A 24513-nucleotide genomic window follows, 5' to 3' on the forward strand; every position below is an offset into this window, starting at 1 on the left:
GTCGTGCCCTGATGGGAGGACCCGGGGGCGGACGAGTCGGCCTGTAAGCCGGGTTCTGTGTCCGCCGTCCCTTGCGGGGCGGCGGGTGACGGCCATCCATCTCGGGCCGCCGTTGCCGGCGGTCTCCAGCGGTCTACCCGCAGGCTCGGGCGGGCCGCCCTCAGGCACCTGCGCGGGGCCTCTTGCGGGGCCCCTTCTTGACCTTGCTCCGGGTGGGGTTTACCTAGCCGCCCACGTCACCGTGGGCGCTGGTGAGCTCTTACCTCACCGTTTCACCCTTACCACCGGCGGACCGGTGGCGGTCTGCTTTCTGTGGCACTGTCCCGCGGGTCACCCCGGGTCGGCGTTACCGACCACCCTGCCCTGTGGAGCCCGGACTTTCCTCGACGGGGATCGCTCCCCGACGCGGCCGTCCGGCCGGCTCGTCCGCCGTGGTTCAAGGTTAGCGGCTCCGTGTGCCGCACACGTACCCGTCGCCGGTCAGGCGGGGAGGTGGTGGGTGTCGTTGAAGACGCGCAGGGTCGCCGGGCCGTCGGCGTACCAGTCGACGGACGTCAGCGCCGCCACGTCGAGGTGCATCCGGTACAGGGACGACATGGGCGCGCCCAGGGCGTCCTTGACGAGGAGCTTGATCGGCGTGACGTGCGAGACCACCAGGACCGTCTGCTCGCGGTAGCGGACCTTCAGCTTGTCCAGGGCCGTGCGGACGCGGCGGGACACCTGGGCGAAGCTCTCTCCGCCGGGCGGAGCGGCGTCGGGGTCGGCCAGCCACGCCTTCAGCTCGGCCGGCCAGCCCTTGCCCGCCTCGGCGAACGTGAGCCCGTCCCAGTCGCCGAAGTCGGTCTCCCGGAAGCCGTCCTCGACCCGGACGTCCAGGCCGGTGACGGCGGCGACCTCCGCGGCGGTGTCGCGGCAGCGGGACAGCGGCGAGGTGACGATCGCGTCGATCCCCCGGTCCTTGAGGGCGAGGGCGGCCGCGCGGGCCTGGGCGAGGCCGTGCGGGGTGAGGGGGACGTCGCCGATCCCGGCGAAGCGCTTCTCGACCGACAGGGGCGTCTCGCCGTGCCGCAGCAGCAGCGTGGTCGTCGGGATGGACGAGGCGGGCCGGGGAAGCGGCTCGGAGTCCTCCGGCGCCTCCTCGACCTTGCGCGTCCAGTGCTCGCCGCGGGCGGCGGCGTCCATGGCCTCGTTGGCGAGCCGGTCGGCGTGCGCGTTGCGGTTGCGCGGGATCCAGGTGTAGGACACCGCCCCCAGCGAGGCGGCGAGCTCGCGGGCCTCCAGCGCCAGCGGCACCATGTCCGGGTGCTTGATCTTCCAGCGGCCCGACATCTGCTCCACGACGAGCTTGGAGTCCATCCGGACCTCGACGCGGGCGGACGGGTCGATCCCGGCGGCCGCCGCGAGCCCGGCGATCAGGCCCCGGTACTCGGCGACGTTGTTGGTGGCGTGCCCGATCGACTCGGCGACCTCCGCGAGCACCTCGCCGGTCAGCGCGTCGCGGACGAGCGCCCCGTACCCGGCGGGCCCGGGGTTGCCGCGCGACCCGCCGTCCGCCTCGACGACCAGCTTCCGGCCGGCGCTCACAGACCCGACTCGGGCGTCCGGACGAGGATGCGGCGGCACTCCTCGCAGCGGATGACCTCGTCCTCGGCGGCGGCCCGGATGCGGTTCAGGTCGACCGTGTTCAGCGCGAGGTGGCAGCCCTGGCAGGCGCCGCGGTACAGCTTGGCCGCGCCGACGCCGCCGAACTGGCCGCGCAGCTTCTCGTAGAGGCCGAGCAGGTCGTCCGGGACGTCCTTGGCGACGGCGGTGCGCGCGGCGCTCGACGCCCCGGCCTCGTCGTCGATCTCGCGCTGGGCGGCGTCGCGGCGCTCGGTGAGCCCGGCCAGCTCCTCCTGCGCGCCGGAGCGCTCGGCGTTCAGCGCGGCGACCCGGCCCTCGGCCTCCTCGGTCCGCTCCATGATCTCCAGCACGACCTCCTCCAGGTCGGACTGGCGGCGGTGCAGCGACTCGATCTCGGTCTGCAGGCTGCTGAGGTCCTTGGCCGAGGTCACCTGCCCCGAGTCGAGCCGCTTCTGGTCGCGGTCGGCGCGGGTGCGGACCTGGTCGACGTCCTGCTCGGCCTTCTTCTGCTCCCGCCTCAGGTCGCCGACCTCCGTCTCGGCCGCCACGATCGCGTCGCGCAGCTCGGTCAGCCGGCCCTCCAGCCGCTCGATCTCCGCCAGCTCCGGCAGCGTGCGGCGGCGGTGCGCCAGCCGGTCGAGAGAGCTGTCGAGGTCCTGCAGGTCGATCAGGCGAAGCTGGGCTTGCGGTGCGGCTTTCACTTTGCTCCTTCGTCGTGAAGGGTCCACGCGTCGGTGATGAGCGTGGACACCCGGGTCTCCAACTTGCCCGCTTCTGGGGACGACCCGGCCAGGCGCCGCTGGGCGTCGGCGAGCCAGGGCCACTCGGTCGCCCAGTGCGCGGCGTCCACCAGGGCCGGACCGCCCTCCTCGGCGAACTCCGACGCGGGGTGATGCCGCAGGTCGGCGGTGAGGTAGACGTCGACGCCGGCCGCCCGGGCGGTGCCGAGCAGGGAGTCGCCGGCGCCGCCGCAGACGGCGACGGTGCGGACGGGGCGGTCCGGGTCGCCGGCCGCCCGGACGCCCCAGGCGGTGGACGGCAGCCCGGCCGCGGCGCGCCGGGTGAACTCCCGGAGCGCGACCGGCTCGTCCAGCTCCCCGATCCGGCCGAGGCCGCGGCGCGGGTCGTCGTCGGCGGGGACCATCGGGCGCAGCTCGCCGGTGAGTCCGACGGCCCGCGCCAGCGCGTCCGACACGCCCGGGACGGCCCGGTCGGCGTTGGTGTGCGCGGTGTGCAGCGCGATCCCGTTAGTGATCATGCGGTGGAGGAGCCGGCCCTTGGGCGTGGTGGCGGCGACCGAGTGCACCCCGCGCAGCAGCAGCGGGTGGTGCGTGACCACGAGGTCGGCCCCCCATGCCAGCGCCTCGTCGATCACGGCGGCGACGGGGTCGACGGCGAACAGCACCCGTCCCACCTCCTGGCCGGGGTCGCCGCAGACGAGGCCGACGGCGTCCCAGGACTCCGCCCATGCGGGTGGGTAGAGCTCCTCCAAAGCGGAGATGACATGGGATAGGCGCACGTCCCGCAGGCTACCGCGCCCGGGCGCTCCCAACGAGCCACCGAGCGTCACCCCGAGACGCCAAGGTCTGTAACGATATGGGACGGACAGTGCACGACCGAGGGAGGAACGCCATGTCGGCCGCCGGCGCCGCCGCGGAACCGGAGCCCATCCAGCCCATCCGACCCGTCGAACCGAAGGCGGAACGTCCGTACATGCCGGGTTACGGCATCCAGGGACCGCACGAGGGAAGCGGCCTGCTGCCGTGGTCCTGGGCCGTGGAGCGGCTGCGGGCCGCCCGGAACTTCTGGGTATGCACGGTGCGGCCGGACGGACGTCCGCACTCCATGCCGGTCTGGGGCGCCTGGTCGGGAGAGGCGCTGCTGTTCAGCAGCGCGGTGCCGTCCCGCAAGATGGTGAACCTGCGGGCGAACCCCCAGGTGGTGGTCACCACCGAGGAGGCCGAGAACCCCGTGGTCATCGAGGGGCGCGCCGAGATCGTCACCGAACTGCGGGATCTACAGCGGTTCATCGACCTGGTCAACTCCAAGTACGCCACGCGCTATCGTGTCGACTTCCTGGACCCGGAGGTGAACGCCACCGTCGCGGTGCGGCCACAGTCGGTGTTCGGGCTCCGCCAGGGAGATTTCACCGGTTCTCCCACCCGGTGGTCGTTTGTAACCTGAATGTCCGCTGGGATCATTCTGGAGACTCATCGCGTTGGAGAGTGTGTGAAGCCACCCTTTCGCCGCCGCAAGCGCGTCAAGGGCCGTCCGATGGGCAACCGCCCGGAGGCGGCCGAGCCGGAGACCATCGAATGGCCCCGCGAGGGGACGGGCAAGTCGTCCCTGATGGGGGCCATCAGGGGCGACGGCGAGACCGGCGCCGGCTTCGGCGGGGGCATGTTCGAGGACCTCGCCTCCGCCTTCGAGGGCTCCAAGAAGGTCAAGCAGGAGGAGCTGGAGCGGGAGAAGGTGCTCCGCCAGGACGACCACGAGCAGACCGGATCCGGCAACGTCCGCGACGACCTGGAGTCCGGCAAGATCCGGATCCGGCGCACCCCGCCCCCCGCATGATCACATTGAACCGCTCTCGAACATAGGTTCGAATCGGGGTTATCCTGCCCTCGTGAGCACCTACGTTCCGCCCGGCTGGCCCTCGCAGGTGCATCCGCCGGGCACCGACCGCTTCGTGGACACGGCGCTCGCCTGGCTGCTGGAACTCGTCCCGCCCGAGTACCGGCGCTACGGCGTCCTGCGCCGCTACCCCATCGCCCTCGCCCGCATGGCCCGCCACCACGTCCACGCGTCCGTGGAGGCGGCCCGGGAGGGCTTCCGCACCGCTCGCGTCGACCTCGGCGACGTCGTCCCCCCGCACGGCGTCGAGTCCGTCCTGGACGCCTACCGCCGCGAGGGCGCCCGCCTCGTCTCCCTCCTCCAGGGGATCGAGCTCGTCGAGACGGCCCTGCGCGGCCTCGCCGAGCCGGACGATCCCGCCCATCGCCGCCCCTTCACCCCCAAGCTGTGACCGCCGTGTTGACGCTGTGTCGCGCCGTGCGCAAGCCTTGATCTGTTCCTTACGGGAGGCGGGGTTCCGGTGAGCGCACCACCTGGGTGGTACCCAGATCCGGAGTTGATGGGTCGCGAACGCTACTGGGACGGTCAGACCTGGACCGGCGAATCGCGCCGCTACGACTCCCGCGCACGCCGCCGCGCCAACCTGAGCGCCGAACCCCCGCCCGCCCCCGCCCCGCGCCCGCAACGCCCCACCCCCGCACCCCGGCCGGCGCCTGAGCCGCCTTCCCCTGCGGCCACCGAGCCTGAAGCACCGTCCCCGCACCCCGCGCCACCGCCGCTTTCAGGGTCCGAACCGCAACACTCCACGGGCGCGCCTCCACTCCGCCCCCCGTCCGACGCCACCCCGGCACCCGCGCCACCGCCCGGGTCACCACAAGCACCGCACACGCCGCTTTCAGGCCCTGGAGTGCCGCAGCACGCGGCCCCGCCCCCTGTTGTCGAGACGCCCCCTGTTGCCGAGACGCCGCCTGCTTCACAGTCGCCCTTCCAAGAGGCTCGGCCCAACCCCCTCACGCCTCCCCCGCCGAGCCTCGGCGCGTCCCCCACACCGCAGCGCCCCCCTTCGCCGCCCCAGCAGCGGCCCGCAGCCGCTCCTTCACCCCCGCCCCGGCCCGCCGCGCCTCCGCCGCCCTCGCCGCCCTCGCCGCCCTCGCCGGAAGCTTCACCGGAGACAGAGGCTCGCACGCCGTCCGCCCCGGCCGGGCCGCAGGACCCGCCGCCGCGCCTTACGACGCCTTCGCGCCCGTCCGCAAACGCGCAGCCTCCCTCGGCGGAAGCTCCGCCGAGAACATCGACGACTCCGCCACCGAGCCTCGGCGAGCCCCCCGCGCCCTCCGCTCCACCCCCGCCGCGCACCTCACCGCCCGGCCCGACACCACCGCGCCCCACGACACCACCGCGCCCCACGACACCACCGCGCCCCACGACGCTTACACGCCCGCACGCACCCGTCCCGCCGCCCCCGGCGGAAACTCCGCCGCCGGGTCTCGGTGAGGGCCGTGCGGCGCCTTCTCCGCGGGTGCCGCCCTCGGCGGGGGCTCGGGCAGCGCGGCCGCATGGGGCGTCCTCGGGTGCGGAGTCAGGGCGGGGGGCGGGCTCGTGGCCCGTGCCTCCGCAGGCGCGGTTCGAATCGTCTGCGCCTCCCCCGCGGCTTGGAGGGGCTCCTTCGGCGCGGCCTGCGCAGCCGCCGCCCTTGCAGGAGGCTCGGATGGAGTCGTCGGCGCCGCCGGCGCCGGGGCTGCGGAAGCCTCATGCTCCGCGGCCTCCGGCGCCGCGGGCCGCCGGGCCGGTGCGTCGGCGGGCGGCGGAGGCGCCGCGGCAGGCGGAGGAGCCTGGGCCGCGTTATCTTCCGCCAGGGCAACCGCAGGGCACGCCGTCCGGGCGGGCCAGGGTCGCGATCGGCCTCGTCGTGCTGGTCGAAGGGGGCGTGGTCGCCGCCGTCGCGTTCGGGGCGGCGTCCGTCTGGCCCTTCTGGGGCGCCGTCTCGGTGTTCGCCGTGTGGGCGCTCCTGCTGCTGGCGCCCCTCAGCGCCCCGCGCTCGTACGGCTACCGGGAGCCGGACGGCGAGGAGCGCGCGCGGCTGGAGCACGCGTGGCGCTACGTGCAGCAGCACGCCGGTGTCAGCGGCTACCGGCTCGTGGTCGTGGAGTCGGACGGGTTGAACGCGTGCAGGCCGTCAGCGCGCACGGTGGCGGTCACGTCGCAGTCGGCCCGATCGCTGGCGCCCGGGCACCTCGCCGCCGTCCTCGCCCATGAGCTGGGGCACCTCCAGGGGTGGCGGGCGGTGCCGGCGTTCGTCCACGCGCAGGTGACGCTGCCGAACCGGACGCTGCAGTGGGCGCTGCGGACGGCGTGGTCGCCGATCGGCCCGATGTGGAAGCGGGCCGTCGAGTGGCACCGGCCGATCGGGTTCCTCGGGGTGTTCCTGCTCGCCGCCGTCGCCCTGGCGGTGACGGCGCTGGTGGCGGTGCCGGCCGCGCTCGCCTACGCCGCCTCGCTGGGCGCGCGGCTGCTGGGCGCCGGGGGCGAGGCGCGGGCGGACGCGGCGGCGGTGGGCATGGGGTTCGGCGCGGACCTGGTCGCGGCCGTGGAGCATCGCATCGAGCACCAGCCCGACGGGCTGCCACTGCCCCTCGTCCGGCGGGCGCAGGCGCTGCGCCGCCGGCTCGGCTGAGCCGGTCAGGTCCGCCCGCCGAACAGCGGCGGCGGGCCCTGGCGGGGGTCGTCGGGCGGCCGCGGGCCGGTCTGCTGGCCGGGCGGCGGGCCCGGCCGGGTCGACAGGGGCGCCCGCGGCGGGGGCGGCGCTGTCGGGGCGGCCCATTGCGGGGCGGACGGCGCGCCCCACTGCTGGGGCTGGGGCTGGGGCTGGGGCTGGGGCGACGGGCCGGGCGAGGCCAGCGCCGGGCCGGGGGCGGGGAGCGCCTGCTGCGGGGGCGGCGGGTCCGGGAGGGGGCCGGTGGTGACGCGGTCCAGCGTGATGATGGCCGGGTCGCACTCGACGGGCGTGATCGTACGGCCGCCGCCGGGCGCCGACTCGACCAGCAGCAGCGCGTGGTCGGGCAGGTGCTGGAGGGTGACGGGTTCGACCACGTACTCGTACACGCGCTGCGTGGTGTCGGCGTCGCTCCAGTTGGTGCCCTCCGCGTAGGAGTAGGCGGCCGACCAGTTCCGCGACGTGGACGTGGAGGTGCCCTCGGTGTCGCTGGTGCTGGTGGAGCCGCCCCGGTTGCTGCCGCGCTGGTGCGACGTCGAGCGATCGGGGAAGAGCCCGAACATCTCGCCGCCCGAGTAGGTGGTGCCGGACGAGCGGGACGTCCCCCAGTTGCGGGACGTCCCGGTGGTGCGGCTGGTGCTGTAGGTCTCGGAGTCGCCCGTGCCCTCGGTCTCGGTGGTGGTGTGGGACTCGTTCCCGCCGACGTTCTTGGTGATCTGCGACAGGACGAAGCGGTGGTCGCGACCGATGAAGTCGGCGGCGCGGGCCGCGTCCTCGTGGTTGCCGAGCCGCATGAACGCGACGGCGCCGCCGCCGATCATCTCCGCGGAGGTCTCCCGCAGGCGCCGGAACAACAGGGTCAGCGGGACGCCGCGCCGCTCGCAGGCGTCCGAGAGGCGTTCGAGGTGGCGGCGGGCCAGCTCGTCCGCGCCGGCGACGACGAGGGCGGGCGTGGAGGCCTGCGACGCGGTGATGCGGTGCGTCACCCACTGGACGATGAGGTCGGTCAGCAGCTCGGAGCGGACGTTGCGGGCCTGGCTGTCGAGCGCGACGCAGGTCAGGTAGCCGGCGCCCTCCCTGTCGGCGGGCGCCGTCCCGAGGTCTTCCAGCGGATGGATGTAGGACTCGATCCGCGACAGGTTCGCGTGGGCCTGCCGCCGGTACTCCACGGTGAACAGCTCGTTCGCGATGTGGCGCCGCTCGTCGCGGGTCAGCGCGTCGCCGTCGTCGGGCTCGCCCATCAGGGCGCGCAGGGCCGCCGCGATCCGGCCGAGCGTGACGTCGTCGCCGAGCGCGCCGCAGACCTTGGTCAGGATGCGGTCGTCCATGCTGCGGTCGGCGCGCGCGGCGTCGGGCGTGCCGCCGTGCATGGACTCGACGATCGCGTCCACCAGGTCGCGGGGCGTCATGTCGGCGAGCAGGCCGGAGGAGGCCTGGCGGCTGGGCAGCAGCTGCGCGTCCACGCCCATCCACGCGGCCTGCGCGAGCTCGACCAGTTCGCGGCTGACGACCTCGCGGGACAGGTCGAGCACGAGCAGCGGCTGGACGGCGAGGGTGGACGTCCCGTAGGTGGTGAGCAGCGCCTCCCACGCCCAGAGCGTCCCGCCGAAGACGTCCAGGCGGCGGCCGGGCCGCCGGGCCGCGCCCCATTCGGGCAGGTCGTGCAGCCGCGCGCGCTCCGCGGCGTCGTGTGCCTGCTTGCGCGCGTGCCACTGCCGCGCCTGGTCCTGGTAGCCGCCGATGATCTGCTGCTGGGCCAGGTCGTGGGCCTTCCGGGCGCTCTGCCGCTGCCGCACGGCCCACCAGGTCAGCGCCGCGCCGGGGGCGAGGACGACGGCGGCCAGCAGGAGCGAGCCGATCGAGACGGACCCGGAGCCGCCCGCCGAGCAGGCGGCGAAGAGCACGAGGACCATCGCGATCGTCGCGCTCACGGGGAGCGTCCGGCTCAGCCTGCGCTGCGCGAGCTGCTCGGTCTGGAGGACCCGGCGCGCCAGGTAGTCCGGCAGCGCCTGCTGCTGGGGCGGCGCTTCCGGGAAGGGGCGCAGGAACCACCAGCGGTCGCGGAACACCCAGCCGAGACGGGGATCGGGGGTGAAGAGCCGTTCGCGGCGCGACAGCAATCCCCCATGGTCGACCGCCCTCACGATCCGAACCCCCGTCCCGCCCCGCTCGATATGCCGCAAATAACCCAAGCAGATTGACATGTGACTTGTCAGGCCCCTGATCGGGAATCGGCCTTCCCAACGGGGTCCTTGCTCAATAGCCTGACTGCTCATGACCTTGGACCGAGGCGAGATCGCGAAAATGTCCGGCCCGGCCCGCCGGCGCGGCTGACCATGTGGGACGTCGTGCGCGGGCTCGCGGTGTGCCGGCTGACGGAGGTCCCCCGCCCCGACGAGTCCGACGGCCGGGACGAGTGGCGCGACCAGCGGCTCGCGGCGCTGGTCTCGGCGTACCACGCGGGCAAGGAGCCGGTGCTCGTCGGCTGGCGGCGCGCGGAGGCGTTCGGCCCCACGGAGGTCTTCGTCGGCGGGGACGGCCTCGTCGCCGACCTCGACGGGCGCGCGGCGACCCTGAGCCTTCCCGCGGGCGGGCGCGGGACGCTGCTGCCCGAGGGCGTCGGCGAGGACTCGATGCCGCACTGGGTGAGCATCGGCGGCATCTCCGACGGCCTGCTCGTGGAGGATCCCCCGCCGGAGGAGCCCGCGCGGCCGTCCCTGGAGGACGGCCTGCTCGCGGTGTGGACCCAGGCGTTCGCCTGGATGCTCGTCGCCGAGCCCGTCGACCCGGACGAGGCGCGGCGCCTCGCCGACGACCTGGCCGACCGGCAGCAGCGGGCCCGGTCGATGGCGGAGCTGTCGCCGGAGGACTCGGTCGCGGCCCTCCGGATGGAGAAGCGGCACCGCGAGCTGCGCCAGGCCGCCACGTCGGGTCTCTGGCGGGTGCACCTGGCGGCCGGGGCGGCGACGCCCCGGGCCGCCGCGCGGGTCGCGGCGCTCGTGTGCGCGTCGGCGGACCTCGGCCGCCTGCCGTACGCGCTGGTCCCCGGCGCGGCGGGGCCGTTCGAGGCGAGCACGCAGCTCGTCGCGGCGCTGGCCCGTCCGCCCGTCCGCGAGGTCGCCGGGGTGCGGTTCGTGATGCGGCCGGAGTTCGACGTCACGCCCGAATCGCCCGGCGGCGGGGTCGCGCTGGGACGGGTCCTCGACCGCAACCGCCGCGACGTGGGCCCGATCTCGCTGCCGCTGTCCAGCCTGAACCGGCACACGTTCGTGTGCGGCGCGACCGGCGCCGGGAAGTCGCAGACCGTCCGGTCGCTGCTCGCGGCCGCGTCGGGCGCGGGGCTGCCGTGGCTGGTGGTGGAGCCCGCGAAGGCGGAGTACCGGCTGATGGCGGCGCGGCTCCCGGACGCGGAGGTCGTCACGGTCCGCCCGGGGGACGCCGAGGCGATCGCGGCCGGGATCAACCCGCTCGAACCGGCGACCGGACCGGACGGGCGGCCGTTCCCGCTGCAGACCCACGCCGACCTCGTCCGGGCCCTGTTCCTCGCGGCGTTCGAGGCCGACGAGCCGTTCCCGCAGGTGCTCGCGGCGGCGCTGACCCGCTGCTACGAGCGGCTCGGCTGGGACCTCGCGCTCGGCGAGCCGACCGTGCCGGGCACCGCGCCGCGCTACCCGACGCTGGCCGACCTCCAGGCCACGGCCGAGCAGGTCGTCGACGAGATCGGCTACGGCCAGGAGATCACCGACAACGTGCGCGGCTTCATCCGGGTCCGGCTGTCCAGCCTGCGGCTCGGCACCACCGGGCGGTTCTTCGAGGGCGGCCACCCCATCGACTTCGACGCGCTGCTCGCCCGCAACGTCGTCCTGGAGATCGAGGACGTCGGGGACGACCGCGACAAGGCGTTCCTGATGGGCACCGTCCTGGTCCGGCTGGTCGAGCACCTGCGGCTGCGGCAGCGGCAGGGCGCGCCGCCCGGGCTGCGGCACCTCAGCGTGTTCGAGGAGGCGCACCGGCTGCTGCGCCGCAGCGAGCAGGCCGGTCCCGCGTCCCACGCGGTGGAGACGTTCGCGAGCCTGCTGGCGGAGATCCGCGCGTACGGGGAGGGGCTGATCGTGGCGGAGCAGATCCCGTCCAAGCTCGTCCCGGACGTCATCAAGAACACCGCCGTCAAGATCGTTCACCGGCTGCCCGCGAAGGACGACCGGGACGCGGTCGGCGCCACGATGAACATCACCGAGGGGCAGTCGCAGTTCCTCGTCACGCTCACGCCGGGCGAGGGCGCGGTGTTCACCGACGGCATGGACTACCCGCACCTGGTCCGGATGCCGGACGGCTCGCGCCTGGAGGAGGCCGCGCCGCCCACGGCCTCGCCCCGCGCGCTCGTGACCCCCCGCAGCGGGACGTGCGGGCCGGACTGCCACGACTCCCCCTGCACGCTGCGGGACATGCGCACGGCCCAGCGGGTCCTGTCCGACCGTCCCGAGCTGGTGGTGTGGGCGGAGCTCGCCGCCGCCGCCCACCTGACCGGCTGGGGCTCCCCCCGCCCCTCCCCCTCCGTCCTGGACGGGCTGCCGCCCCGTGCCCGCGACTGCGCCGTCTCGCACGCGGTGGACGCGGCCGTCGCGTCCCGCGCCGCCCCCGCCGGTGTGGCCGGCCATCTGGCCGCGCTCCTGCGAGGAAGCGCGTGCGCCGCCGACGAGGTGGAGTTCTTCGCCGCCCCGTACCGCTGGTGCCTCCTGCTGGAGGAGCTCGGGGAGGCGCGGCGAGCGGCTCCCGACGGCGGGCGCCATCCGCGGAGCGGGGAGTGGGAGAGCCGCTACGGGCGTGCGATCCCCGGTGACACGCTCGCCGCGCAGTTCCGCGCCGTCAGCGCCTGGTGGGACCGCGACCAGCGCGACGTCGCCGCCCGCGATCTCGCGCTGTGGGGCTCCTCTCACGGGCTGGAGACCGCGGTGGGCGCTCAGCGCACCGACCCCGACTGGCCCGACCGCCTCCGCGAGGCGGCGTCCCCCCTCGGCAACCTCGGCGGCCTCCTCGACTCCTTCGTCGCCGCCGGCTAGGCCGCCCCCGCCCTACCTGCCCGCCCTCCGCGCGTCGACCTCGATCTCGATCTTCATGCGGGGGTCGGCGAGCCCGCACACCTGCATGGTCGCGGCCGGCCGCACCTCGCCGAAGCGGCGCCGCAGGACGGGCCAGCAGGGCTCGAAGTCGGCGCGCTCGGGCAGCAGGTACCGGACGCGCACCACGTCGGCGAACGTGCAGTCCGCCTCCGCGAGCGCGGCCTCGATGTTGCGCAGGCACTGCTCGGCCTGCTCGACCACGTCGTCGGAGATGGTCATGGTGGCGTAGTCGAACCCGGTCGTGCCCGAGACGTGGACCCGGTCGCCGTCCACCACTGCGCGGGCGTACCCGATCCGTTCCTCGAAGGTCGAACCGCTGAGGATCGCGCGTCGTTCCGTCATGGCCGCAAGTATGGAGCGCTCCGGGATCCCGGCCGCCCGCGGGGTCAGGCCAGTTTCTCCAGGCGGTCGGCGGCCTCGGCGGCGCCTCCCGCCGCGGCGAAGGAGTCGCGGACGCGCCCGGCGGCGGCGCGGTGCGGCCCGTCGGCCAGGACGGTCGCGAGGGCGGCCCGCAGCCCGTCCGGACGGACGGCGTCGAACGGGACCGCCGTCCCCGCGCCCGCCTTCTCCAGCAGCCCCGCGATGATCGGCTGGTCGTCGCGGACCGGCGCGGCCACGAGCGGGAGGCCGTGGGCCAGCGACTCGCACACGGCGCCGTAGCCGCCGTCGCAGACGACCGCCGACATCCGTTCGAGGAGCTTGGGCCGGGGAACCTGGTCGCGGACGATGACGTTCGGCGGCACGTCCCCCACCAGGGCGGCCGGCGCCGCGAAGACCGCCTGGACGTCCAGCTCGCGGACGGCCTCGGCGGCGGCCTGGAAGAACCGCTCGCGTGACAGGTCGTCGGCGGTGTCGAGCGAGACGAGCACGGCGGGCCGGCCGTCCAGCCGGTCCCACGGGAACGCGCTCGGCGCCGGACGGCCGAGGACGGGCCCCACGAAGGCGAAGTGGTCGGGGAAGAAGGAGATGTCGCCGAGCAGCGCGCCGGTGGCGAAGACCAGCACGAGGTGGTCGGAGAAGCGCAGGTCGAGCAGGTCGTCGATGCCGTGGTCGAGCTGGAACCCGCCGATCCGCTCGCGCACCCGCCGCTCGTCCTCCGGCCGGTCGGCGAGCGGGCGGGTGAACTCGGCGGGCGTCGCCGCGGCCGTGGCCCAGGGGATCTCGCGGCGGCGGGCCGCGACGGGCGCGGCGAGGACGAGCTGGTCGCCGACCACCGCGTGCGGGCGGAACCGGTCGACCGCCGTCTCGACGCCGGGCAGCATCGCGTGGCCGAGGGGGACGAGGAACTCCTCCCAGAAGCGCGGGTCGGCGGGACCGCGCCCCCGGATCCGGTCGTCGCACAGGCGCGCCGCGTCGCCGTCGTCGAGGGCGCTGAAGATCCGCGAGCGGGGGCGCAGCCGGGGTTCGAGGGACGGGCGGTGGCCCGTCCAGGCGATCTTGTGGCCGCGGCGGGCGAGCTCGGCGGCGACCGCGGCGACCGCGGCGACGTGCCCCGCGAGCGGCGGGACCGCGAACAGGAAGCGGCGCGGCGAGGTGCACGCCCGCGCGACCCCGGGATCGCCCAGCAGGGACGGCACCCGGACACGGCGGGCGCTCACCGGGCGGCTCCCGCCGGTGTCCGGGGCTGGTCGACGTCGTTCATACTCGGCTCTCCTCCATGTCCGTCGCGCCGGACGCGGCCGTCCAGGCCACGACGTGTCCTTCGACTTCGCGGGTCTCCACCGTGGTGACCGTGCCGCCCGCCGCGATCAGGAGCCGTTCGGCGTCGGCGACGGTCACGACCAGTTCGGGGCGGTCGGTTCCGGTGCCCGTGCCCCGCAGCACCGCCTGGAGCACCGCCTGCTTGGCCGCGCGGATCCGCGCGCCCTCCCCGTTCGGGGCGAGCCCGATGCCGGCCGGTTCGCGGCCGGGCCTGACCAGGGCCACGCCCAGGTCGGCGTCCGCGGCGATCGCGAGCGTGAGCGGCTCCTCGAACGGCCCCGTCACGTCCGGGCCGTCCCGGACGGTGAGCTCGGCGGGGAACAGCGGCCCGTGGCCCTCGCGCCACAGGTGGTGGCGGACGGCGTCCTTGGCGGCGATCCGTCCGAGCAGCCACGGCCCCTGCGCGAACGGAGGAAGGGCCTCGTACTCGGCGCGCTCGGAGGCGCAGAGGTACTGGCGCATCAGCAGGTCGCGGGACGCGGTGCCGTCCCACCGCTTGCGGGCCAGGCACCAGCGGCCGGGTTGCGGCTCCCCCGTTCCGGACACCTCGGGGGTGAACTTCATCCGCCAGAGCGCCTCGTCGGTGTAGAAGCGGTGGGTCGTCCATCCGTCGACGCGCCCCCACACCCTCCCGCTCTCCGTGACCATCTCCGCCGAGCAGCGCATGGTGGTGTCGGTGAGGGACTGGTTCCAGATGGTCGTGTCCAGGTTCTCCCCCGGGGACGGGGTGGGCCCGTAGAGGGCGACCCGCTCGATCCCCACCGGGAAGACGGTCTGGTTGGTGTCGCCGTACACCTGGATCCAGTGGGCGCAGAGCTGCCCTGCGCCGTCCATGAGCGCGCCCGGCGTGGGCAGCGAGGTCAGGACGGCTCGGACACCGTCCTCCGCGAGCGCCGTGATCTCGGTGACGCCGCGGAAGAGGGGGCCGTGGTGCATCCAGCGCTCCTCGTAGAGCCGCTCGGCGGTGACGATGGGCGGCCCCTCGATGCTCAGCGGCGTGCGGTCCGGCAGGGGCGGCGCCGGGTAGCGCTCGGCGAGCAGGACCGTCCCGTCGGCGTGGCCGTTGACGACGACCTTCACCTTGCGGGGCCGCCCCGCCGACTCGATGAGGTAGGCGCGGATGTCGGCGGCCGTCGGCGGGGCCGCGACGAGCCAGCGGACCGCGCGGACGTTCTCGTACCCGACGACCACCAGGTCGGGCAGGAGCTCGCGCGCCGTGTCGGCCATGACCTCCAGGAGCCCCGCCAGCGGGACGACCGGGAACCGGTCGGCCATGTCCGGCCAGTCGGGGGGCTGCGGGACGAGGCAGTGATCGCGCAGCCACGGCATCGACTCGACCGAGAAGACGCGGGAGACGTTCAGTTCGGCGGCCACCGGCGAGACGTCCTCGCCCGGGACGGGCGGGGGCGGGGGCCCGCCCCCGAGCGCCTCCAGGACCGACTGCGCCCCGCTCGCGGCGTCGTCGAGCAGGGCCTCCAGCTCGGCCAGCACGGGGTCGTCCGCGGGCAGCGGCGGGACCCCGCGGCCGAGCCGGACGGGCTCCACGGCCCCGTCCAGGCTGACCAGCGGCGTCCCGAGGTCCAGGCGCATGCCCGTCGTCGAGGGCGGGGACGGCGAGGACGCGCCGTAGCCCTCGGTCCACAGCGCGGCGACGACGCGGCGGAGCTGGGCCATCCCGTCGCGCTTCGGCACGTTCACGGCCAGGGCGAGGTGCTCGCGGCCGCCGAGGCGGTCGGCGACGAACTCGGTGAGGCCGCCCGGCCCGACCTGGACGAACGCCCGCACGTGCGCCGCGCCGTACAGCTCCTCGACCAGGTCCCCGAACCGGACGGGTTCGAGCAGGTGGCGCGCGACCAGCTCGCGGACCTCGGCGGGGCGGCGCGGGAACGGCGCGACCGCGGTCGCCGACCACAGCGGGACGCGGGGCTCGCGGATGTCCAGCGCCTCGAACGAGCGCCGCAGCGGCTTCTCGTACGCCTCGGCGAGCGGGGTGTGGAAACCCCACCGGAACGGCAGCTCCCGGCCGAGCACCCCTTCGGAGGCGAGCCGCCCCAGGACCTCGCGGACCTCCCGGGCCGGGCCGCACACCACCGACTGGTGCGGGCAGTTGTCGTGGCTGACGACGACGCCGGACCGCGCGCCCACGGCCTCCCGCACCCGGGCCGCGCCGCAGCCGAGCGCCGCGTAGACGGCGTCGGGGACGTCCAGGGCCTCGCCGTCGAGCGCGGCGAGGAGCGCCTCGACCTCGTCCGCGTCGCACACGCCGGCGGCGGTCATCGCCGTCCACTCGCCGAGGCTGTGGCCCGCGACGACGTCGGGCTCGACACCGAGCCGGCCGAGCGCCGCGGTCAGCAGGCGGCCGGCGCGCAGCACGTCGGCGGCGTGCCCGGCCAAATCCGTGCGGCCGGTCAGCGCGGGCGCCGGCATGCCGAAATGCGCGGCGACGTCGTCCACGCGCGGGTCGAAGGCGGCCTCGAACCCGGGGTACAGGAACGCCAGCCGCCCGCCGCCCGCGAGGAGGGGGCGGGGCGCGAACCACACGTCGCTGCGTCCCCGCCAGGCCGTCCCGCGCTGGACGAGGGCGCGCGCCAGGTCGAGCCTGCGCGGCGTCGGGCCGACGATGGCGAGACGGCACGGAAGGTCGGGGACGTCGTCGCGGGCCCTGGCGAGGAGCTCCTCGTCGGGGGCGGCCAGGGCCTCGGACAGTTCCTCGGGCGTGCGGGCGGCCAGGCGCAGGACGCCCTCGTCCGACGGCGGCGCGTCGAGCCTGCGCCGCCGCGGCCTGCGGGCGGCGGGCGGCTCCTCCAGGACCACGTGCGCGTTGGCGCCGCCGAACCCGAACGCGTTGACCGCCGCCCTGCGGGGGCCGCCCTCCCGGGCCCACTCCGCGGCCTCCCGGACGAGCCGCAGCCGCCCGCCGTCCAGCGCCGGATGCGGGTCGTCGACGTGCAGCGTCGGCGGCAGGACGCCGTCGCGCAGCGCGAACGCGGCCTTGAGCAGCCCGGCGATCCCGGCGGCCGGCATCGCGTGCCCGATCATCGACTTGACCGTGCCGAGGCCGATCGGCGGGCCGGCGGCGCCGAAGACCCGGCGCAGCGTCGCCAGCTCCGCCTCGTCGCCCGCGGGAGCGCCGGTGCCGTGCGCTTCGATCAGCCCCACCGCGCCGGGTGCGGCCGGGTCCAGGCCCGCGTCCCGCCACGCCCGCTCGACCGCGAGGACCTGCCCGTCCACCATCGGGCTCAGGACGCTCGCGGCGCGCCCGTCGCTGGACGATCCCACGCCCAGGATCACCGCGTGGACGCGGTCCCCGGCCCGCCGCGCGTCCGACAGCCGCTTGAGCAGGACGACGCCCGTCCCCTCCGAGAGGAGCGTCCCGTCGGCGGCGCGGTCGAACGGCCGGATCGTCTCGCTCGGGCTCAGCGCGCGGAGCCGGCTGAAGACGCTCCACACCGTGGCGTGGTGCGCGTGGTGGACGCCGCCCGCGAGCATCGCGTCGGCCTGCCCGCCGCGCAGCGCCCGGACGGCGTGCTCGACCGCGAGCAGCGACGACGCGCACGCCGCGTCGAGCGTGTAGGCGGGGCCGCGCAGATCGAACCGGTCCGCGACGCGGGCCGCGGCGAAGTTCGGCAGCAGCCCGGCCGAGGCGTCGGGATCGTCGGGGCCGAGCCGCTCGCAGAACGCCCGGCGGATCTCCGCCAGGCGCCGCGGCCCGAGTTCGGGCACCAGCTCGCCGAGGATCGCGGCGACCTGGTGGGAGGTCCTGACCCGCTGGTCGACCCGCGCCGCGCCCGGGGTGATGAAGCCGCCGCGCCCGAGGACGACGCCGATCCGGGACCGGTCGGGCAGCCGCTCGGCGCCGCCCGCGTCCGCGATCGCGTCCCCGGCCGCGCGCAGCGCCAGCAGGTGGTCGGGCTCCATGCCCCGCACCGCCGCCGGGACGATCCCGAACCTGGCCGGGTCGACGGTGGCCAGCTCGTCCACGAACCCGCCGCGCCGGCAGTAGAACCGGTCGCTCTCCGGCTCCCGCCCGTACGCGCCCGGGTCGTAGTAGAGCGCGGGGTCCCAGCGGCCGGGCGGCACGTCGCCGATCGCGTCGACGCCGTCGAGGACGTTGCGCCACAGCTCGGCCGCCGAGCCCGCGCCGGGGAACAGCGCCCCGGCGCCGACGATCGCGATCGGCTCCCCCGCCTCGCTCACCGGAGCGTCCCCGTCAGCACGACCCGCGTCTCGTCGCCGTGCGCGATCTCCCTGAGCAGGGCCGCCGCCCCGGCGTCCGGATCGATCGGGCCGACGCCGTGCCGCGCGTGCTCGCGCGCCCGCTCGGGCGGCATCGCGCCGTCGGCCCACGGGCCCCATTCGGCCACGAGCACCCGCCCGCGCAGCCGCCTCCGCCACACGTGCGCGAGCGTGCCGCACGCGTCCCCGGCCGCCGCGCAGCCGGCCTGCCCGCGGTCGCCGTGCTCGCCGGCGAGGCCGCCGAGGACGACGAAGAACCCGAGGCCGGGACGGACCGCCTGGACGAGCGCGGCGGCGCCGTCCACCTTCGTCCGGTACACCCGCGCGAACGACTCGGGCGAGGTGTCGCGGACGAGGCGGTCCCCGGCGAGGCCGGCGCCGTGGACGACGCCGTCCAGCCGCCGGTGGCGCCGGTAGACGTCGTCCAGCACGGCCCGCACGGCGGCCGGCTTCCGCACGTCCGCCGCGTGGTATCGCACGGAGGCGGCGTGGCCGCTCAGGGCGGTGAGGGTCCGGCGTATCTCGCGCTCGGCCAGGAGCCTGCGGACCGTCGCCTCGATCTCGGCGGGCTGCTCCTCGCCGTGCGCCACGAGGGCCCGGCGCAGCCCGGCCTCGTCCTCGGCGCCGGGGAACTCCGGCTCCCCCTCGGGCTCCGGGGTGCGGCCCACCAGCTCGACGTGGCAGCCGCTCGTCCGGGCGAACTCCAGCGCGACCCGGGCGGTGGCGCCCCGCGCGCCCCCGGTCAGCAGGACGACGCCGTCCGGCCCGAGGTCCGGCGCGGCCGCCGCTCCCCCGCCGGGCGGCCCGGCGGGGATCAGGTCCAGGGCGTTGCGGCGGCCGCCCTCGTGCCCGACCACGACCGGCGCGTCGGCGGTCAGCAGCTCGGCCAGGATCCGCTGCGCGATCGCGCGCGGGGTGTCCTTGGTGTCGACGTCCAGCGCGCGGACGAGCATCTCCGGGTACTCCCGGGCGATGGTCCGGGCCAGGCCCGCCAGGCCCGCGCCCGGCCCGGGGTCCCCGACGGCGCCGCCGCCGAACCGGTGCCCGAACGTCCCGCCGGCGCCACTGGCGAAGACGAGCCACCGCAGCCCGCCCGCCAGCGCCTGCCGGACGCCCGCGAACGCCTGGGGCAGCACGGGCGCGGCCCCCGGCCGGAGCGCCGCCAGATGGACGAGCCCGTCGCAGGGCCCGTCCACGTCCGAGGGCACGCGCACCTGCGCGCCGTGCCGCTCCAGCAGGTCGGCCAGTTCGAGCGCGACGCCGCAGGCGTCGTCCACGATCAGGAAGCGCCGGCCCGCGAACCCCGTCCCGGACTCCGGCGGCGCCGGCAGCGCCTCCAGTTCGACGATCCGCGGGATCTGCCGCGACACCCGCGGCGCGGGGCGGCGACCGGACAGGTCCGCGGCCCCCACATGGGCGGACGGCCGCGCCGGAGGCGGCACGCTCATCTCGGGCGGCACGGTCACTTCGGGCAGCACGGTCATCTCGGGCAGCACGGTCATCTCGGGCGCCGCGGGTTCCGGCGCGGCGGGCTCCGGGACGGTGGGGCGCGGCTCAGCGGGCGCGTTCTCCCGGTCGTCGCCGGTGCGGGCGCGGATCACGGCGCCGGCGGCGGCGTGCACGTCCCGCCTGCCATCGGCGGGCGGCCGCTCCTCCGGCGCGTCGTCCGAAGCGTCCTGCGCTCCTTCCCGCGCCGCGTCCTGTGCCGTGTCCCGCGCCGTGTCCTGTACCGCGTCCCGCGCCGTGTCCTGTGCCGCGTTCGGGGCGGGCAGCGTCTCGCCCGGCAGGACGGGGCGGGGCGCGGGGACGGACCGCGCCGCCGCGTCCCGTCCCGCCGGGGCCGCGAGGTGCCGAAGGACCACCTCGCGCTGCGCTGCGATCACCTCGCGGCTCGCGCGCAGGTACTCCAGGACGGCGGCCTCCGAGCCGCCCGGGCCGGGGCCCTCGACGCGCTCGGCGGGCCGGAGCGCGCCCGCCGGGTACGCGCCGTCGGCGGTGCGGACGAGATGGCCGTTGACGATCCAGCCGGGCGCCGGGGCGGGCTCGGCGGGCAGCGGGCGGGCGTCGCGCCCGGCGAACAGGGGCAGCGGGTCGACCGGGACGCCCGCGGCGGCCAGCTCGGCGAGCGCGCGCAGCAGCCCCGTCAGGGCGCCGCCGCCGGGCGCGTCGCAGCTCACGGCGGTGTGCGGCCGGTCCCCGAGGATCGCGGCGACCAGGCCGGTGAGGAACCGTCCGGGGCCCGCCTCGACGAAGGTGCGGGCGCCCGCCGCGTACATCGCCTCGATCTGCTCGACGAAGCGGACCGGCGCGGCGAGCTGCCCCGCGAGGACGGCGGCGAGCTCGGACGGGTCGGTGTCGTAGGGCGCCGCCGTCGCGTTCGACCAGACCGGGAAAGCGGGCGAGCGCAGGTCGCGGCCGAGCAGCTCCGCGCGCAGGCCCTCCGGCGCGGCGGCGGCGAGCGGGCCGTGGGCCGCGCACGCGGCCGGGATCCGCTCGGCGCGCAGGCCCGCCTCCGCCAGGACGCGCAGCGCGCGGTCCAGCCCCGCGGAGGTCCCGGCGATCACGACCTGGCGGGGCGCGTTGTGGTGGGTCACGGCGACGTCGCCGCTCTCCCCCAACGTCTCCCCCAACGCGTCAAGCACCTGCTCCGGCGTCGCTCCCACGGTCGCCGCCGCGCCCCCGCCGGGCCCTGCCGCCGCGAGGACCGCCTCCGCCCGGGCGGCGCTCAGGCCGATCATGTCGGCGTCGTCGAACACGCCGGCCGCGCAGAGCGCGACGAGTTCGCCGCAGCCGTGCCCGGCGGCGAGGTCGGGGTGCACGCCGACCGCGGTCAGCAGCCGGTGGACGGCCAGCCCGGCGATGCCGAGCGCGGGCTGCGCGACCCGCGTGTCGGCGATCTCCGCCCGGCGGCGGCGGGACTCCGACCGGGTGAACGCCGCGGGCGGGAACATCGCGGCCGCGTACCGTCCGCCGGCGTGCCGCAGCAGGCGCTGGAGGCGGGGGAACGCGACGAAGAGGTCCGCGAGCATCCCGGGCCGCTGGCCCTGGCCGGGGAACAGGAACGCGACCTGCCCCGGCTCCCCGGAGGGCAGGAAGACGCCCGGCGCCGGTCGGAACGCGGCCGCGAGAGCGAGCTTGTCCCGGAGGTCCTCCAGGCTTGAGGCCACCAGCGCCGCCTGCACCGGGCCTTCGAGCGAGACGGCGGTCCTGGCGAGGTCGCGCAGCCGGGGCCCGGCGGGCAGCAGCGCCGAGAGCCGGTCGATCCCGGCGCGGGCGGCGGAGCGGTCGGCGCCGCGGATCAGGAACAGCTCCGCCGACCACTCGTCCAGCCCGGACACCGGCTCGGGGGCGCCGTCGTAGCCGGACAGGACGGCGTGGAAGTGCGCGCCGCCGACGCCGAAGCCGCTGAGCCCCGCGAACCGCCCGCCCGGTTCGGCGGCCCACGGGCGGGCGGCGCCGCCGAACGCGAGCGGGCCGTCCGGCGCCCACTCCGGATTCGGCCGGGCGAGGTGCAGCGTCCCCGGCAGCACGCCCGTGTGCAGCGCGTACGCGGTCTTGATGAGCCCGGCGACGCCCGCGGCGCACCCGGTGTGCCCGATCTGCGACTTCACCGAGCCGAGCGTGACGCTGCCCGGCGCGGCCCCGGCGAACACCGCGGCGAGGGCCGCCAGCTCCGTCCTGTCGTCCGCCTCGGCTCCGGCTCCGTGCGCCTCGACGAGCCCCACGGAGGCGGGTTCCACGCCCGCGCGCTCGTAGGCGCGTTCGAGGGCGCGGCGCTGCCCTTCGGACCCCGGTGTGGCGAGGTCGGGGGCGCGTCCGCCTGCGGCCCCGGCGACCGACTTGACCACGGCGTAGATCCGGTCGCCGTCGCGTTCGGCGTCGGCGAGGCGCTTGAGGACCACGCACCCGACGCCCTCGCCGAGCGCGACGCCGTCGGCGGACGAGTCGAACGCGGCACAGCGCCCGGACGGGGAAAGCGCGCCCGCCGAGGCCGGCAGCAGGTAGTCCTGGACGCCGGCGCGCAGGTCGGCGCCGCCGCACAGCACCATGTCGCTGGTCCCGGCGGCGAGCTCCTTGCAGGCGGCGTCGAGGGCGGCCAGCGACGAGGCTCCCGCGGCGTCCACCGTGTGGGCCGTGCCGCCGAGGTCGAGCCGGTCCGCGATCCGGCCGGCGATGACGCCGGTGAGGACGCCGGGGAAGGAGTCCGCGGTCGGGCGCGGCAGCCGCTCGTCCAGGCCCGGGGGCACCCCGCCGTAGTAGGACGGGAGCGTCGCGCGCATCGCGTACGCGGTGCCGAGATCGCCGCCCCCGGCCGCGCCGAAGACCACCGACGTCCGGGCCCGGTCGAACGGGCGGTCGGCGTACCCGGCGTCCGCCAGCGCGCGGGACGCCACCTCCAGCGACAGGAGCTGGACCGGGTCGACGCCGCCGAGCGCGCCGGGCGGGATGCCGTGGGCGAGCGCGTCGAACGGGACGTCGGGGATGAAGCCGCCCCACTTCGACGGCGTCGCGCCCTCCCCGGACGGCGAGTAGTGGATCCGCGGGTCCCAGCGGGTGACCTCGGTGACCGCGTCGGCGCCGCCGACGATGTTCGCCCAGTAGCTCCCGGTGTCGCGGGCCCCCGGGAAGACGCAGCCCATGCCGATGACCGCGACGTCGGCCGGGCGGGCCGCGCCGGCGCTCGCCGCGGGTCCGGCGACGCCCAGCTCGGCCGCGCGGGCGGCCAGGAAGGCGGTCGCGCCCGAGGTGACCTGCTCGTGGAGGTCGGCGATCCGAGTCGGGGCCGACCGCAGCGCGGCGACCTGCCCGATCATGTAGAGGCCGTCGGCGCGCTGGACGCCGTCGTCCACCGGGGTGCCGCGGCGCAGGCCCTTGCTCGCGACGCGCAGGCGGCCGAGGTTCAGCTTCTCCAGGCGGCGCCACACCTCCCGCCGCGGCGTGCCGACCTGCTCCAGCTCGCGGCGGGTCTCCTCGAACGTCCGGACGTAGGGGGTGCGGGCGCAGCGGGTCACGAGGCCGGGCGCGGTTTCCAGCAGGGCCGTCCCGCCGCAGCCGAGCGCGACGTCCTGGAAGCCCGGCAGGATCGCGCCGGCCGCGACCGCCTCGGCGGTGAACAGGTACGCGGTGCCCATCAGCACGCGGACGTCGGCGCCGCGCTCGGCCAGCGGCCCGGCGAGCGCGGCGACCATCGCGGCGGACCGCGCGTCGTGCACGCCGCCCGCGAACATGACCGACAGCTCGCGCGGGTCGCCGCCGAACGCCTCCAGCCGCTCGACCTGCGCGTCCCACAGCGGGAAGCTCGCAAGCGGTCCGACGTGCCCTCCGCATTCGGCGCCCTCGAACACGAATCTGCGCGCGCCCTCGGCCAGGAACCGCTCCAGCTGCTCCGGCGACCGGGCGTGCAGGTAGGTGCGGATCCCCTCTGCCTCCAGTGACGCGGCCTCCAGTGACGCGGCCTCCAGTGACGCGGCCTCCGCCGGGCCGCCGGGCCCGATGATCGCGTAGGGCGGCGCGGCCTCGCGGATCGCGGTGAGGTGGGCCTCCCGCAGCTCCGGCGGCGCGGTCCCGAGAACGCCGACGCCCCAGGGACGCCCGCCGAGCCGGTCGGCGGTCTCGCGCAGCAGCTCCCGCACCCGGTCGGGGTCCGTCAGGCCGAGCGCGAGGAACGGCAGGCCGCCGTCCTGCGCGACGGCGCCGGCGAACGCGGAGGTGTCGCTGACCTGCGTCATGGGGCCCTGCATGACGGCCGGTTCGGCGCGCGGCGCGAGGGGCTCGGAGCGCACGGCGGCCCGCAGGTGCAGGTCGATCTGCTCCCGGACGGCCCGCACCACTCCCCCGGCGGTCCTGTGCCGCCCGGCCAGCGAGGCGGCGAGCGGCGCGTCCTGCCCGACGGGCAGCGGACGCTGCCCGGACCCGGGCGCGCCGGGCGCCGGGTGGACGCGGTGCCCGTCGACGACCGCCGTCCCGGTGCCGTCCATCGCCGACAGCCTGGCGACGATGTCGGCGGACGGCTCCGCCTCCCGGACCAGCGCGAGCTGGACGTCCAGGACGACCCCGGCCGCGCCCCCGGCCACCGCCGCCGCGGCGGAGTGCGGCCCGATCCCGCCGGCCGCGTACACGGGGACGTCCGCGTCCGCCGTGGAACCGGCGCCCGCGAGGAGGTGCTGCAGGAGCACGAACGCGGTCGGCTCGCCGACGCGCCCGCCCGCCTCGCCGCCCCGCGCGACCAGCCCCACGTCGTCGGTGATCTCCCGGGCGGCGGCGATCGCGGCGGCGGCCTCGTCCGGGTCGACCACCTCCACCAGCAGGCGGCGCCCGCGGGCGAACCCGGCGACGTCCGGCGCGCCGTCCGCCCCCGGCGCGGGCGCGCCGAGCTGCGCTGCCCCGCCGAGCTGCGCTGCCCCGCCGAGCTGCGCTGCCCCGCCGAGCTGCGCTGTCCCGCCGAGCAGCACGGGCCCGTTCGGCGTCCGCGTGCCCGCCGGGTGCCGGATCCGGCCCGACGAGGTCCCCGCGGCCGCCGCGACCGTCCTGGTCGACGCGCCCGTG

13 protein-coding genes and 1 other RNA gene are annotated in these 24513 nt (G+C 76.5%); 5 read left to right on the forward strand and 9 right to left on the reverse strand.

Annotated elements, in window-relative coordinates; translation table 11 throughout:
• Window positions 1-28 precede the first annotated feature (28 nt).
• The 4 genes from rnpB to ABWI04_RS19370 form a co-directional block, all read right to left on the reverse strand.
• Window positions 29-425, reverse strand: an RNA gene (rnpB, locus tag ABWI04_RS19355) — RNase P RNA component class A.
• A 55-nt stretch (window positions 426-480) separates the two neighbouring features.
• Window positions 481-1584 (reverse strand): bifunctional RNase H/acid phosphatase, encoded by a 1104-nt coding sequence (locus tag ABWI04_RS19360; RefSeq protein WP_353833299.1) that lies wholly within the window; start codon window positions 1582-1584, stop codon window positions 481-483.
• Complete coding sequence (locus ABWI04_RS19365) at window positions 1581-2324, reverse strand: zinc ribbon domain-containing protein (protein WP_345178530.1); 744 nt, start codon at window positions 2322-2324, stop codon at window positions 1581-1583. The genes ABWI04_RS19360 and ABWI04_RS19365 overlap by 4 nt, the downstream gene beginning before the upstream one ends.
• Window positions 2321-3142: a Nif3-like dinuclear metal center hexameric protein gene (locus ABWI04_RS19370; RefSeq protein ID WP_345178531.1), complete on the reverse strand. Its 822-nt coding sequence runs from the start codon at window positions 3140-3142 to the stop codon at window positions 2321-2323. The genes ABWI04_RS19365 and ABWI04_RS19370 overlap by 4 nt, the downstream gene beginning before the upstream one ends.
• Before the next feature lie 113 nt (window positions 3143-3255).
• On the opposite strand from ABWI04_RS19370, the gene ABWI04_RS19375 reads away from it, so the two are divergent.
• From ABWI04_RS19375 to ABWI04_RS42820, 4 genes are all read left to right on the forward strand, one after another.
• Entirely contained in the window at window positions 3256-3807 is a 552-nt protein-coding gene (locus ABWI04_RS19375) for a pyridoxamine 5'-phosphate oxidase family protein (RefSeq protein ID WP_345178532.1), read from the forward strand.
• Between the two features lie 45 nt (window positions 3808-3852).
• On the forward strand, window positions 3853-4197 hold the full coding sequence (locus ABWI04_RS19380; RefSeq protein ID WP_345178533.1) for a DUF6191 domain-containing protein: 345 nt from the start codon (window positions 3853-3855) through the stop codon (window positions 4195-4197).
• 52 nt (window positions 4198-4249) lie between these two features.
• A complete protein-coding gene (locus ABWI04_RS19385) occupies window positions 4250-4648 on the forward strand; it encodes a hypothetical protein (RefSeq protein ID WP_185026136.1) in 399 nt (132 codons plus the stop codon).
• Window positions 4649-4717: 69 nt separating this feature from the next.
• Complete coding sequence (locus ABWI04_RS42820) at window positions 4718-6871, forward strand: DUF2510 domain-containing protein (RefSeq protein WP_502913138.1); 2154 nt, start codon at window positions 4718-4720, stop codon at window positions 6869-6871.
• A 5-nt stretch (window positions 6872-6876) separates the two neighbouring features.
• On the opposite strand, the gene ABWI04_RS19400 is transcribed toward ABWI04_RS42820, so the two are convergent.
• Entirely contained in the window at window positions 6877-9054 is a 2178-nt protein-coding gene (locus tag ABWI04_RS19400; protein ID WP_353833300.1) for a hypothetical protein, read from the reverse strand.
• A gap of 204 nt (window positions 9055-9258) precedes the next feature.
• On the opposite strand from ABWI04_RS19400, the gene ABWI04_RS19405 reads away from it, so the two are divergent.
• Window positions 9259-11970 carry an ATP-binding protein gene (locus ABWI04_RS19405; protein ID WP_353833301.1) on the forward strand — a complete coding sequence of 904 codons (2712 nt, stop codon included), beginning with the start codon at window positions 9259-9261 and terminating at the stop codon, window positions 11968-11970.
• A 12-nt stretch (window positions 11971-11982) separates the two neighbouring features.
• Here ABWI04_RS19405 and ABWI04_RS19410 read toward each other — a convergent pair whose 3' ends face one another.
• Genes ABWI04_RS19410 through ABWI04_RS19425 form a run of 4 tightly spaced genes read right to left on the reverse strand, consistent with a single transcriptional unit; the run spans window position 11983 to window position 24419 of the window.
• Window positions 11983-12372 (reverse strand): RidA family protein, encoded by a 390-nt coding sequence (locus ABWI04_RS19410; protein WP_345178541.1) that lies wholly within the window; start codon window positions 12370-12372, stop codon window positions 11983-11985.
• A 44-nt stretch (window positions 12373-12416) separates the two neighbouring features.
• Window positions 12417-13628, reverse strand: coding sequence for a glycosyltransferase (locus tag ABWI04_RS19415; RefSeq protein WP_353833302.1), 1212 nt, complete (start codon window positions 13626-13628; stop codon window positions 12417-12419).
• Between the two features lie 40 nt (window positions 13629-13668).
• The gene (locus ABWI04_RS19420) at window positions 13669-17928 is read right to left on the reverse strand and encodes a beta-ketoacyl synthase N-terminal-like domain-containing protein (RefSeq protein WP_353833303.1); all 4260 of its coding nucleotides are present in this window, start codon (window positions 17926-17928) and stop codon (window positions 13669-13671) included.
• A complete protein-coding gene (locus ABWI04_RS19425) occupies window positions 17925-24419 on the reverse strand; it encodes an SDR family oxidoreductase (protein ID WP_353833304.1) in 6495 nt (2164 codons plus the stop codon). The genes ABWI04_RS19420 and ABWI04_RS19425 overlap by 4 nt, the downstream gene beginning before the upstream one ends.
• Window positions 24420-24513 lie beyond the last annotated feature (94 nt).

Origin of the sequence: Actinomadura sp. NPDC000929, from assembly GCF_040492065.1 — a bacterium.
GTDB lineage: Bacteria > Actinomycetota > Actinomycetes > Streptosporangiales > Streptosporangiaceae > Spirillospora > Spirillospora verrucosospora.